Consider the following 12,351-nt stretch of genomic DNA (forward strand, 5'->3'; position numbering starts at 1 on the left):
CGGGTGGGGTCGCCCGCATCCATCGCCCGCATCCATCGCTCGCATCCATCGCTCGCATCCATCGCCTAGCGTGGAGGCATGACCCTCCCTCCGCTCCAGGTCGCCGCCATCGCGCTCGTGCGCGACCGCACCGTGCTCATGGTGACGGCCCGCGGGCGCGAGGTGCACTACATGCCCGGCGGCAAGATCGACCCGGGCGAGACGGCCGCTCAGGCCGCTGCGCGGGAGGCGCACGAGGAGGTCTCGCTGACGCTCGATCCGGACGCGCTGGAGGAGCTCTTCGAGGTGCGCACGCTCGCGCACGGCCAGGCGGAAGGGCGGATGGTGCACATGCGCGTCTTCCGCGCGCACACCGACGCGGCGCCCGCGCCGTCGGCCGAGGTCGGCGCCCTGCACTGGGTCACGACCGCCGACGCCGACCGCTGCCCGCCCGCGGGCCGCGAAGTCCTCCGCCTCCTCGCCGCCCGCCACCTCATCGACTGACCCGCCCGCAGCCCGCAGCCCGCAGCCCGCGAGCACAGCAAAAGTGCTCGGAATGCGGCCCGAAACGAGCCATTTTGCTGTGCTCGCGGGCTACGGACGGCTGCGGTCGGGGGTGGAGGTCGCGGCGACGATGGATTCGCAGGCGTCGCTGGGGCGACGCGCGGGGTCGATGGCGCCGACGATGGACGACGAGATCTCGGCGAGCTGCTCGACCTGCTCGGGAGTCAGTGCCGCGAGCACACGCGAGCGCACGGTGTCGAGGTGCCCGGGGGCGGCGGTCGCGACGAACTCGGCTCCCGCGTCGGTGAGCACGGCGTTGGTGGCGCGGCCGTCCTCCTCGCAGGGCATCCGCTGCACGAGCCCGCGGGCCTCCAGCCGGGTGATCACGTGGCTGAGGCGGGAGACGGATGCGTTGGTGGCGGTCGCGAGCGCGCCGAGCCGCAGGCGCCGGTTCGGGGACTCCGCCAGCCGCGAGAGCACGAAGAACTCGTAGTGCGTCGCCGCGGAGTCGCGCGACAGCTGGCCGTCGATCACGGGAGGCAGGAGCTGCGTCAGCGCGACGAGCCCCAGCCAGGCATCGCGCTCGCGCCCGGCCAGGTCGTCGCTCGTCGTCATGCGTCCATTCTAGCAATCGCTTGACGCTTCAACCATCCGGACGTACATTAGTTGAAGCATCAACTAAATACGGCGAAGAGCCGGGAAGGAATCTCATGAGCACGGTCAGCATCATCGGCAACGGCAGCATGGCGAAGGCGATCGGCGGCGTCGCAGCGGCCGGTGGCAGCACGGTCGAGTACCTCGGCCGCGACGGCGGCGCGGTCGCCGGCGACGTGGTGGTCCTCGCCGTGCCGTATCCCGAGGTGGATGCGGTCATCGCGACCTACGGCGACGCCCTCGCGGGCACGATCGTCGTCGACATCACGAACCCGCTCGACTTCGCGACCTTCGACGGCCTGACGGTCCCCGCCGACAGCTCGGCCGCCGCCGTGATCGCGGGCAAGCTCCCGTCCTCGACGGTCCTCAAGGCCTTCAACACCACGTTCGCCGCGACCCTCGCCTCGGGGAAGGTCGGCGCCGAGACCACCACCGTGCTCATCGCCGGGGACGACGACGCGGCGAAGGCCACCCTGACCGGCATCGTGACCGCGGGCGGCCTCAACGCCGTCGACGCCGGCTCGCTCAAGCGGGCCCGCGAGCTCGAGTCGATCGGCTTCCTGCAGATCACGCTCGCGGCGGCCGAGCGCATCTCCTGGACGGCGGGCTTCTCGCTCGTCGCCTGAGCACGGCGTGCGGCGCGGGCGGTGGAGGTCGGCCTCCCCGCCCGTTCTGCGTCTAGACGCTCCCGCCGGCCGGCCGATACTGTCGCCGCACAGGCGGTGAGGGAGTCGGGATGGTGCGCACGGCGGCGGCCGGGGACGCGGCGGGGTTCTTCGCGGGCCTCGACCAGTGGTCCGTGCTGTTCGCCCTGCTGTCCGTGGCCGCCGGGATCCTGCTCGGCATCCTGGCGCACCGTGCGACGCTGCGCCTCTGCGCCCGCATCCCGGCCGTCACCGCCGACACCGGGCGCCGCATCGCGCGCGTCGTGCGGCTCACGGTCATCCTGCTCGGGATCGGCGTCGGCATCGCCTTCCTCGGCGCACCCATCCAGCCCGTCCTCGCGCTCGCCGTCATCGTGGCGGTCGTCGCGGGCCTGGCCCTGCGCGGGATCAGCGAGAACTTCGCCGCCGGGCTGGTGCTGCAGACGCGCCGGCCGTTCAAGGCGGGCGACATCGTGGACGTGGCGGGATACCGCGGTGCCGTCCGCGAGGTCACCAGCCGCACCGTGGTGGTGCGGACCATGGACGGCCGCGTCGCGCACATCCCGAACGCCGACGTGGTCGGCAACCCGTTCGTCAACGAGTCCGAGCTCGGCGGCCGCCGCTCCGAGGTGGAGGTGCGCGTCAAGGTGGACGCGGCGGGGCGGGAGGACGTCCGCACCCGCATCGCCGACGCCTGCGCCGCCGTGGACGGCGTGCACCACCGCGAGCCGGTGCGCGTGCTGAGCATCGCGCATGAGCCCCACCGCTACACGGTGCGCGCGCAGTTCTGGCACCACGCTGGCGACGGGCCGGCCGTGACCGCGGCGGTCGTCGACGCCGTCTGGGCCGCGCTCGGCGACCGGGAGGCGGCCGTCACGTCCGACGCGCCGCCGTCGCCGCTCACCCCGCCGCCGGAGCTGTGACGTGGGCGACCTCATCCTGGGCCTCGTCCCGCTGCTGTTCGGCATCCTGCTCAGCCCGCTCGCCCTGATGGCGCTCATCGCGGTGCTCGTCTCGCCCCGCGCCCGGGTCGGCGGCATCGCATTCGCGCTCGGCTGGCTGGCCGGGATCGCGCTCGTGCTGGCCGTGGCGTTCCTCGTGTTCGGGGCCTTGCAGGTGCGGGCGTTGCGGGAGCCGCCGCTGTGGGTGCCGATCCTGCGCCTCCTGCTCGGCCTGCTGCTCGTCGGTGCGGCGGTCGTGGTCTATCGCAGAGGGCGGGCGCGGATCGTCCAGATGGCGCAGGCGCGCTCGCCTCGGGACGTCGCCGCCGCCGCGCCGCAGCTGCCCGGCTGGCTGCAGCAGGTGGAGACGTTCCGGCCCGTGCGCACGTTCTTCCTGGGGCTCGGGCTGTTCGTGGTGAACCCGGTGGATGCGTCGTGCGCGATCATCGCGGCCCTCGACGCGCGACTCGCGGGCGTCGCGACCGCGCAGGCGGTGGTCGTGCTGGTGGTCTTCGGGCTGGTCGGCTCGCTGTCGATCGTCCTGCCCGTGCTGCTCGTCGTCGTGCGCGGCACCGCCGCCGAGCCGCTGCTGGCCCGCACCCGCACCTGGGTCGCCGGCAACACGCACGTGCTCAACGCCGCTCTGCTGCTCGTGATCGGCGCCCTGCAACTGCAGAAGGCGCTCTCCGCGTTCGTCTGAGCGGTGCGGCCGGCGGGGACGGCTGCCGCCCGACGCGCGCCGCTAGGGTGAGGGGATGATCGAGAGCGGACGCGCCCCGGGGGTGCGCGAGGTCGCTGCCGCGGCGGGGGTCTCGCGGCAGACCGTGTCGCGCGTGCTGAACGACCACCCCAGCATCCGGCCGGAGACGCGCGACCGCGTGATCGCCGCCATGGCCGAGCTCAATTTCCGGCCCAACCGCGCCGCGCGGATGCTCACCACGGCCCGGTCGACGACCATCGGCGTGCTCGCGGCCTCCACCTCCTCCCTCTTCGGCCCCGCCTCCAGCATCGACGCGGTGGAGAACGCCGCGCGTGACGCCGGCTACTTCGTCACCGTCGCGCACACCTCCGCCCTGGACCGCGCCTCCGTCGAGGCCGCGCTCGACCATCTGCTCGCGCAGGCCGTCGAGGGCATCGTCGTGATCGCCCCGCAGCAGCGGGTGCAGGATGCGATGGCCGCCGTGTCCCTCTCCGTGCCTTCGGTCACGCTGCACGGCGCCGGGGCTGCAGGCGACGACGGCGTCTTCGTCGACCAGGTCGAGGGAGCCCGGCTGGCCACGCGCCACCTGATCGAGCGCGGGCACCGGCGCATCGCCCACCTGTGCGGTCCGGGCGACTGGGCCGAGGCGCGGGCCCGGCGCGACGGGTTCCTGGCCGAGGTCGCGGACCACGCCGACGTCACGGGACTCGTCACCCGCGAGGGCGACTGGACCGCCGCCTCCGGAGCCGAGATCGGCGCGGAGCTGCTCTCGGAACGCCGCGCCGACGAGCGCGTGACCGCCGTCTTCTCCTCCAACGACCAGATGGCGCTCGGCGTGCTGCACGCCGCCCGCCTCGCCGGACGCCGCGTGCCGGAGGACCTCGCCGTCGTCGGCTTCGACGACATCCCCGAGGCCGCGTTCTTCGCGCCGCCCCTCACGACCGTCCGGCAGGACTTCCCCGAGCTCGGCCGCCGCTGCGTCGCCCGCCTGGTGTCGCTGATCGAAGGCGGCGGGGCGGACGGCGGCGGCGTCGCCTTTGGCGCGCCCGTCGCGCCGGTGCTGGTGGAGCGCGCGTCGGCGTAGCGGCTGCGCCCGCGCGCGCGGCGTGTTGCGACGACTGGACGGGCTCGGCAAACGAGTGGTCGTGTTGCGACAAGTGGATGGGGCACGTGCCCGTCAGGCCTTCGCCGATTAACGAGTGGTCGAGACACGCCGTCATTGCGCGTGCTCGCGCGGCGTGTTGCGACGGCTGGATGGGGCGGGTGCCAGCCAAGTGGTCGCCGGTGAACGAGTGGTCGAGACATGCCGACAACGCGCGTGCGCGCGCGGCGTGTTGCGACGACTGGATGGGGCGGGTGCAAGTCAGGCGGTCATTGGTGAACGAGTGGTCGAGACGCGCCGTCAATGTGCGTGCTCGCGCGGCGTGTTGCGACGACTGGATGGGGCTGCGCGCCCGCGCGCGGCGTGTTGCGACAGGTGGATGGGCGCCTCGCGGCTTGACGTGTGAGCGCCGCCCGCCGCATACTGGAATCGCAATTGTGACCGGTCACAACGTGGTGAGGAACAGATGACGACTTCAGAGCGCGCCGGGGGCGACACCCCAGCACAGCCCACCCCCACCCGCGCCACCATCCGCGCCGGCCGCACCTCCCTCGGCATCGAGTTCGGCTCGACGCGCATCAAGGCGTGCCTGGTGGATGCGGCCGACCCGTCGCGCGTGCTGGCCGTCGGGTCGCACGAGTGGGAGAACGAGCTCGTCGACCGGGTGTGGACCTACTCCCTCGACGCGGTCTGGTCGGGTGTGCAGGCCGCGTATGCCGACCTGGTCGCCGACGCGGAGCGCGTGCACGACGCGCGACCCGAGACGTTCGGCGCGATCGGGGTCTCGGCGATGATGCACGGCTATCTCGCGTTCGACGCGGCGGGTGAGCTGCTCGTGCCGTTCCGCACCTGGCGCAACACGAGCACCGGGCCGGCGGCCGCCGAGCTCACCGAGCTGCTGGGCGTGAACATCCCGCTGCGCTGGTCGATCGCGCACCTCCACCAGGCGGTCCTCGACGCCGAGCCGCACCTCCCGCGCCTCGCCTCGATCACGACGCTCGCGGGCTACGTGCACCGCCGCCTCACCGGCCGATCCGTGCTCGGGGTGGGCGACGCGTCCGGGATGTTCCCGATCGATCCCGCCACCCGCGACTACGACGCTGACCTCGTCGCCCGCTACGACGCACTGCTCGCCGAGAAGGCGCCCGCGCTGGCTCCCGGGCTCGCGCTCGGCCGCCTCCTGCCCGAGGTGCTCGTGGCGGGCCGGGCGGCCGGCGAGCTGACGGCCGAGGGGGCTGCCCTGCTGGACCCGTCCGGCGCTCTGCGCCCGGGCGTCCCGCTCTGCCCGCCGGAGGGCGACGCCGGCACCGGGATGGTCGCGACCAGCTCGGTCGCGCCCCGCACGGGCAACGTCAGCGCGGGCACCAGCATCTTCGCGATGGTCGTGCTCGAGCGGCCGCTCACGAGCGTGCACCACGAGCTCGACGTCGTCACGACGCCGGCCGGCGACCCGGTCGCGATGGTCCACTGCAACAACGGGGCGAGCGAACTCGCGGCGTGGGCGGGTCTGTTCGGCCGGTTCGCCGAGGCCGCGGGTGTGCCGGTCGATGCCGACGCCGCGTACGACGCCCTGTTCCAGGAGGCACTGACCGGCGAGAGCGACGCCGGCGGCCTCCTGGCCTACAACCACCTGGCCGGCGAGCCGATCGCGGGGCTCGAGGAGGGCCGGCCGCTGGTCGTGCGGACGCCGGGCAGCCGGTTCACGCTCGGCAACTTCATGCGCGCGCAGCTCTACGGCGTGTTCGGCACCCTGGCGCTCGGGATGCGCGTGCTCGCCGACGAGGGCGTCGCGCTCGACCGGATGTTCGCCCACGGGGGGATGTTCCGCACCGCCGGGGTCGCGCAGCGGTTTCTCGCGGGTGCGCTCGACGCGCCGGTGTCGGTCGCCGAGACGGCGTCCGAGGGCGGCGCGTGGGGCATCGCGGTGCTGGCCGGCTACCTCGCGGAGGCGGAGAGCGGCGTGAGCCTGGACGAGTACCTTCGCCGCCGCGTCTTCCGCGGCTTCGTCTTCGAGACCACCGCTCCGCATCCCGGCGATGTCGCCGGCTTCGGCGCCTACCTCGACCAGTACCGTGCCGGCCTCGCCATCGAGCGCGCGGCCGTCGACGCGATCCCCCTCGCCGCAGCCACCCCGGAAGGAGCCGCCCGGTGAGCGACGCATCCGACGCGGCATCGACCGACGCACCCGCCGCCGCATCGACCGCCGCATCCATCTTGGAAGGAGCCACCCGGTGACCGACGCATCCGCCGCGGCATCGACCGCTGCATCCGCCGCCGCATCGACCGCCGCACCCCCCGCCGCATCGACCGCCGCACCCGCCCACGCCCACCCCGAGCCCCCCGCCGTCCGGCGCGTGCGCGAGCAGGTCGCCGCGCTGCACGCCGAGCTGGTGCGCTACGGCCTCGTGGTGTGGACGGGCGGCAACGTCTCGGGCCGCGTGCCCGGGGAGGACCTCTTCGTCATCAAGCCGAGCGGCGTCGACTACGACGATCTGGCTCCCGAGAACATGATCCTGTGCACGCTGGACGGGGAGGTCGTCCCGGGCTCGCTCGGATGTGACCGGTCCCCTTCGTCCGACACCGCTGCGCACGCCTACGTGTACCGCGAGCTGCCCGAGGTCGGCGGCGTCGTGCACACGCACTCCACCTACGCGACCGCGTGGGCGGCGCGCGCCGAGCCCATCCCGTGCGTCATCACCGCGATGGCGGACGAGTTCGGCGGCGAGATCCCGGTCGGGCCGTTCGCGATCATCGGTGACGACTCCATCGGCCGCGGCATCGTCGCGACGCTCGCCGGCCACCGCAGCCGCGCCGTCCTGATGCAGAACCACGGCGTCTTCACCATCGGCCGGGATGCCCGCGACGCGGTGAAGGCCGCCGTGATGGCCGAGGACGTCGCCCGCACCGTCCATCTCGCGCGGGAGGGCGGACCGCTCGTGCCCATCCCGCAAGAAGCGATCGACCGCCTCTTCGACCGCTACCAGAACGTCTACGGACAGACCCCGGAAGGTGCCATCTCCTGATGCCGAAGCTCACCCCGTCCCCGAATTCCGCCACCCTCGACGGCTACGAGGTGTGGTTCCTCACCGGCAGCCAGCACCTCTACGGGCCCGAGACGCTCGCGCAGGTCGCCGAGCAGTCCCGGCAGATCGCCGACGAGCTCGGCGCGTCCGCCGACGTGCCGGTGCGCGTGGTGTGGAAGCCGGTGCTCACCGACTCTGACGCCATCCGCCGCGTGATGCTGGAGGCGAACGCCGACGACACCGTGATCGGCCTGGTGGCGTGGATGCACACCTTCAGCCCCGCGAAGATGTGGATCACCGGGCTCGACGCCCTGCAGAAGCCGCTCCTCCACTTCCACACCCAGGCGAACGTCGAGCTGCCGTGGGGCGAGATCGACTTCGACTTCATGAACCTCAACCAGGCCGCGCACGGCGACCGCGAGTTCGGGTACATCCAGACCCGCCTCGGCGTGCCGCGGACCACCGTCGTCGGCCACGTGAGCAACCCGACGGTCACCTCCCGCATCGGCACCTGGACCCGCGCCGCCGCGGGCTGGGCCGCCACCCGCTCGCTGAAGCTCGCGCGGTTCGGCGACAACATGCGCTTCGTCGCGGTGACCGAGGGCGACAAGACCGAGGCCGAGCTGGCGTTCGGCGTGCAGGTCAACACCTGGGGTGTCAACGAGCTCGCCGACGCCGTTGCCGCGGCCTCCTCCGCCGAGGTGGATGCGCTCGTCGCCGAATACGAGGAGCTCTACGATGTCGCGGCCGAGCTCCGCCGCGGCGGCGACCGTCACCAGTCGCTGCGCGACGGCGCCGCGATCGAGCTGGGCCTGCGCTCCTTCCTCGAGGGCGGCGGCTTCGGCGCCTTCACCACCAGCTTCGAGGACCTCGGCGCGCTGAAGCAGCTCCCGGGCCTCGCCGTGCAGCGGCTCATGGCCGAGGGCTACGGGTTCGGCGCCGAGGGCGACTGGAAGACCGCGATCCTCGTGCGCGCCGCGAACGTGATGGGCGCGGGCCTGCCGGGCGGCGCCTCCCTCATGGAGGACTACACATACGACCTGACGCCGGGCGACGAGCGCATCCTGGGCGCCCACATGCTCGAGGTCTCGCCGACGCTCACGACCGCGAAGCCCACCCTCGAGGTGCACCCGCTCGGCATCGGCGGCAAGGACGACCCCGTGCGCCTCGTCTTCACGGCGACGCCCGGCCCCGCCGTCGTGGTGGCGCTCTCCGACATGCGCGACCGCTTCCGGCTCGTCGCGAACGTGGTGGAGGTCGTGGAGCCGTCGGCTCCGCTGCCCAAGCTCCCGGTCGGCCGCGCCGTGTGGAAGCCGGCGCCCGACTTCACCACCTCGGCGACGGCGTGGCTGGAGGCCGGCGCCGCGCACCACACCGTGATGAGCACGGCCGTCGGGGTGGAGGCCTTCGCCGACTTCGCCCGCATCGCCCGCACCGAGCTGCTCGTGATCGACGACGACACCACCCTGCGCGGCTTCGAGCGCGAGCTCGACTGGAACGCCGCCTACTACCGCCTCGCCCGCGGCATCTGACCCGGGTCTCCCTCGTCCTGGCCGCCGGCATGTCATCGGCCCGGCGGCCAGGATCCTCCTCGGCCAAGCGCTCGCCGAGACGGCACGAATTCATAGAGAATGCGCCGAGGCGGCGGAGAGTTCGCCGCCTCGGCGACCGCTACGGGAGGCGGGACTCGCGCAGCGCGAGCAGCTGGCGCGCCGCGGTGTAGCGCATGCGGCCGAGGGTGCTCCGCGGGTCGTACCCGAGACGGTCGAGCGCCCGCGGGAGGCGCGCCTGCACGGTCGAGTGGTGCATCCCGAGCGCCACGGCGGCGGCGCGCACGCTGCCGTGCTCGACCAGCGCGTCCATCGTCGTGAGCAGGTCGCGACGGTCGTCGCGTGCGTGGTCGTCCCGCAGCGCGAGGAGGGCGGCGACATCGGGATGCGGCGGTGCGCCCGGAGCAGCAGCATCGGCGGCGAGGGCGGCGTCGAGCACCACGCCGAGATCCTGCGCGCGGAAGAGAGGACGCGGCGAGCCGCTCAGCCGCAGCGCCACGACCGCGCTGCGCCACGACCGGGGGAGCGTCTCCCAACCGCCGGCGACCCCCACGCCCGTCGGGTGTGCGGGCGAGGCCGGCGGATCCACGGTGAGCGATGCGCGCAGCACTCCGTACCGTGTCGCCACGATCACCGCGGGACCGCATCCCGGATCCGGATCGGTCGGGAGGGTCGCGACCACAGCGACAGACGCGCCGGTCAGTCGCAGGGCGCCGGCGGCGCGGGCGCGCGCCTCGGGGTCGGCATGCTCGTCCAGCAGCAGTTCCGCGGAGGCCGTGGCCGGCTGCCGCCGTGCGTGGGCGGTCGTGGCGGCGAGGGTCATCCGCTCGACGATGATCGCGTCGTTGGCGTGCGGCTCGCCCTCGCCCTCGCGCTCGAGCCAGCCCGAGGCGTCGCCGACCTCGTGCGCGGCGACGACGGGCGCGGTGGGGCCGCCCTGCGCCCGCCCCTCGGGATCGAAGCGCAGCACGCGGCCGTCGAGCGCGACGCCCGCCGTGGCCCCCGAGAGCACGGCGCCCGCGCGAACGATGGCGGGGACTCCGGCCTGGCCGGTGGTCAGCGTGTCGAAGAACTCGATCACCTTGAGGCTCTCGCCCGCCTGCGGGTCGACGGCCGCGAGACGCCCGACGAGCTGATGCATCCCATGCTCCCTCGCTCGGCGACGCCCTGCTCAGAGGGTTTCGCCCCACCCTAGTCGCGCCGGAGGTCGGGTGGGGCGAAGCGGATGAGGCACCCTCAGCCCTCGATCAGGCGCGCGACCCAGTTGGTGCGGGCCTCGAGCATGAGCTGGCTGATCCGCGCGTGCGGCGCCATCATGTCGAACCCGTGGAAGCCTCCCGGCCAGACGTGCAGCTCGGCCTCGCCTCCCGCCGCCCAGATGGCGGAGGCGTACGCGACGTCCTCGTCGCGGAACACCTCGGCCGACCCGCAGTCGATGAAGGCGGGCGGGAGGCCGCCGAGGTCCGTCGCGCGCGCCGGGGCCGCGTAGATGGAGACGTCGTCGCCGCCACGCCGATCGCCGAGCAGCGCGGACCAGCCGGTGATGTTGCTGCCGCGGTCCCAGACGCCGACGCCGTCGATCTGCTGGGTGGAGACGGTCGCGTCGCGGTCGTCCAGCATCCCGTAGATGAGCACCTGGCCGATGAGCGCGGGCCCCTTGCGGTCGCGGGCGAGCAGGGCGGTCCCGGCGGCGAGGCCACCGCCCGCCGAGGCGCCGGCGATGAGGATGCGCTCCGCGTCGATCCCGAGCTCGGCCGCGTGCTCGGCGGTCCAGACGAGGCCGGCGTAGCAGTCCTCGACCGGGTAGGGGTCGGGGAACTCGGGGGCGAGGCGGTACTCGACCGAGACGCAGACGGCGTCGAAGCGCTCGACCCATTCGAGCGGTTGCAGGAGGCCGGTGTAGCGGTCGCCCATGATCATCCCGCCGCCGTGCGTGTGATAGATCCCCGGGCCGTACCCGGTGTGGTCGGCGCGGGCGAAGACGGTCACCTCGATGCTGTCGCCGCCGTGGCCGGGGACGGTGTGCGTGCGATGCACGATGGAGCGGTCGCCGACGAGCTCGTCGACGGCGCTGGCGACGACGGTCGACTGCCGCAGCAGCGGGATCATCTCGGGCGTCAGCGTCGGGGGCAGCTGTTCGGCGAGGGCGGTGAGCACGGCGGCCAGTTCGGGGTCGAACGGCGGGCGGGCGATGGTCGTGTCTGTCATGGTCTCCTCCGGGGTGAACGACGGTGTTCGGATGCCGGCAGCCTCAGCCTCGCAGCAGCCGAACGCCTCCCGCCGCAGCCATTCCGGTCGGTTCCGCCCCTCTCGCCCCGCCGAACGCGCGCTCCCCGGTCTGGCGGCGGGTGCGGGTGCAGGGGTTGGATGGGCGTATGACGGATCAGCGCAGCACGGATCAGGACAACACGGGGATGCCCACGCTCGCGGTGACCGGCGTGACGGGGACGGTCGGGCGGCTGACCGCGGCGGCGCTCGCCGACGCCGATGCGCCGTTCCGGATGCTCGCGCGCACGCCCGCGAAGGCGCCGCACCTGCCCGGCACGGTGACCCTTCCGTGCACGTACGGGGATGCGGACCAGGCCCGCGCGGCCCTGGAGGGCGTCGAGACGCTCTTCATGGTCTCGGCGGCGGAGAACGCCGAGCGGCTGCGCGAGCACTACGCGTTCGTCGACGCCGCGGCGGAGGCCGGGGTGCGGCACATCGTCTACACGTCGTTCTTCGGTGCGGCGCCCGATGCGACGTTCACCCTCGCGCGCGATCACTACGCGACCGAGCAGCGCATCCTGAGCACGGGGATGACGCACACCTTCTTGCGCGACAACCTCTACCTCGACTTCGTCGAGTTCATGATGGGGGAGGACGGCGTCATCCGCGGCCCGGCGGACGGCGGGCGGGCGGCGATGGTCGCGCGCGCGGACGTCGCCCGCGTCGCGGCGGCGGTGCTGCTGCATCCCGAGCGGCACCGCGACGTCACCTACGACCTGACCGGCCCCGAGGAGCTGACGATGGCGGAGGTCGCCGAGACGCTCTCGCGCCGGCTCGGCCGGGCGGTGTCGTTCCACGACGAGACCGTGGAGGAGGCGTACGAGTCCCGGAAGAAGTGGGATGCGCCGCAGTGGCAGTACGACGCCTGGGTCTCGACCTACACGGCGATCGCGGCGGGCGAGCTGGCGGGCGTGAGCGACGCCGTCGAGCGCGTCACCGGCCGCGCGCCGCTCTCGCTCGACGAGCTGCTGCGCGACCGCTGACAC

General features: G+C 73.5%; 12 protein-coding genes. 9 read left to right on the top strand and 3 right to left on the bottom strand.

Annotated elements, in window-relative coordinates; translation table 11 throughout:
- The first annotated feature begins 78 nt into the window (after positions 1-78).
- Positions 79-483 (top strand): NUDIX domain-containing protein, encoded by a 405-nt coding sequence (locus tag BGO91_RS03305; protein ID WP_290471446.1) that lies wholly within the window; start codon positions 79-81, stop codon positions 481-483.
- Positions 484-573: 90 nt separating this feature from the next.
- Here BGO91_RS03305 and BGO91_RS03310 read toward each other — a convergent pair whose 3' ends face one another.
- The gene (locus BGO91_RS03310) at positions 574-1,098 is read right to left on the bottom strand and encodes a MarR family transcriptional regulator (RefSeq protein WP_290471447.1); all 525 of its coding nucleotides are present in this window, start codon (positions 1,096-1,098) and stop codon (positions 574-576) included.
- A 95-nt stretch (positions 1,099-1,193) separates the two neighbouring features.
- On the opposite strand from BGO91_RS03310, the gene BGO91_RS03315 reads away from it, so the two are divergent.
- From BGO91_RS03315 to araA, 7 genes are all read left to right on the top strand, one after another.
- Positions 1,194-1,763 carry an NAD(P)-binding domain-containing protein gene (locus tag BGO91_RS03315; RefSeq protein WP_290471448.1) on the top strand — a complete coding sequence of 190 codons (570 nt, stop codon included), beginning with the start codon at positions 1,194-1,196 and terminating at the stop codon, positions 1,761-1,763.
- A 110-nt stretch (positions 1,764-1,873) separates the two neighbouring features.
- A complete protein-coding gene (locus BGO91_RS03320; RefSeq protein ID WP_290471449.1) occupies positions 1,874-2,704 on the top strand; it encodes a mechanosensitive ion channel domain-containing protein in 831 nt (276 codons plus the stop codon).
- Between the two features lies 1 nt (position 2,705).
- Positions 2,706-3,422: a GAP family protein gene (locus BGO91_RS03325; RefSeq protein ID WP_290471450.1), complete on the top strand. Its 717-nt coding sequence runs from the start codon at positions 2,706-2,708 to the stop codon at positions 3,420-3,422.
- Between the two features lie 55 nt (positions 3,423-3,477).
- The gene (locus BGO91_RS03330; RefSeq protein WP_290471451.1) at positions 3,478-4,506 is read left to right on the top strand and encodes a LacI family DNA-binding transcriptional regulator; all 1,029 of its coding nucleotides are present in this window, start codon (positions 3,478-3,480) and stop codon (positions 4,504-4,506) included.
- 484 nt (positions 4,507-4,990) lie between these two features.
- A complete protein-coding gene (locus BGO91_RS03335; protein ID WP_290471452.1) occupies positions 4,991-6,676 on the top strand; it encodes an FGGY-family carbohydrate kinase in 1,686 nt (561 codons plus the stop codon).
- Between the two features lie 202 nt (positions 6,677-6,878).
- Positions 6,879-7,547, top strand: a complete 669-nt coding sequence (locus BGO91_RS03340) for an L-ribulose-5-phosphate 4-epimerase (protein ID WP_290471516.1) — start codon at positions 6,879-6,881, stop codon at positions 7,545-7,547.
- Positions 7,547-9,079 (top strand): L-arabinose isomerase, encoded by a 1,533-nt coding sequence (gene araA / locus BGO91_RS03345; protein WP_290471453.1) that lies wholly within the window; start codon positions 7,547-7,549, stop codon positions 9,077-9,079. The genes BGO91_RS03340 and araA overlap by 1 nt, the downstream gene beginning before the upstream one ends.
- A gap of 139 nt (positions 9,080-9,218) precedes the next feature.
- On the opposite strand, the gene BGO91_RS03350 is transcribed toward araA, so the two are convergent.
- Complete coding sequence (locus tag BGO91_RS03350) at positions 9,219-10,238, bottom strand: helix-turn-helix domain-containing protein (RefSeq protein ID WP_290471454.1); 1,020 nt, start codon at positions 10,236-10,238, stop codon at positions 9,219-9,221.
- 95 nt (positions 10,239-10,333) lie between these two features.
- Positions 10,334-11,305 (bottom strand): alpha/beta hydrolase, encoded by a 972-nt coding sequence (locus BGO91_RS03355; RefSeq protein ID WP_290471455.1) that lies wholly within the window; start codon positions 11,303-11,305, stop codon positions 10,334-10,336.
- A gap of 167 nt (positions 11,306-11,472) precedes the next feature.
- Between BGO91_RS03355 and BGO91_RS03360 the strand changes: the two genes are divergently transcribed.
- Positions 11,473-12,348, top strand: coding sequence for an NAD(P)H-binding protein (locus tag BGO91_RS03360; protein WP_290471456.1), 876 nt, complete (start codon positions 11,473-11,475; stop codon positions 12,346-12,348).
- The last annotated feature ends 3 nt before the right edge of the window (positions 12,349-12,351 follow it).

It is taken from the genome of Leifsonia sp. 71-9 (genome assembly GCF_001898805.1).
Lineage (GTDB): Bacteria > Actinomycetota > Actinomycetes > Actinomycetales > Microbacteriaceae > Leifsonia.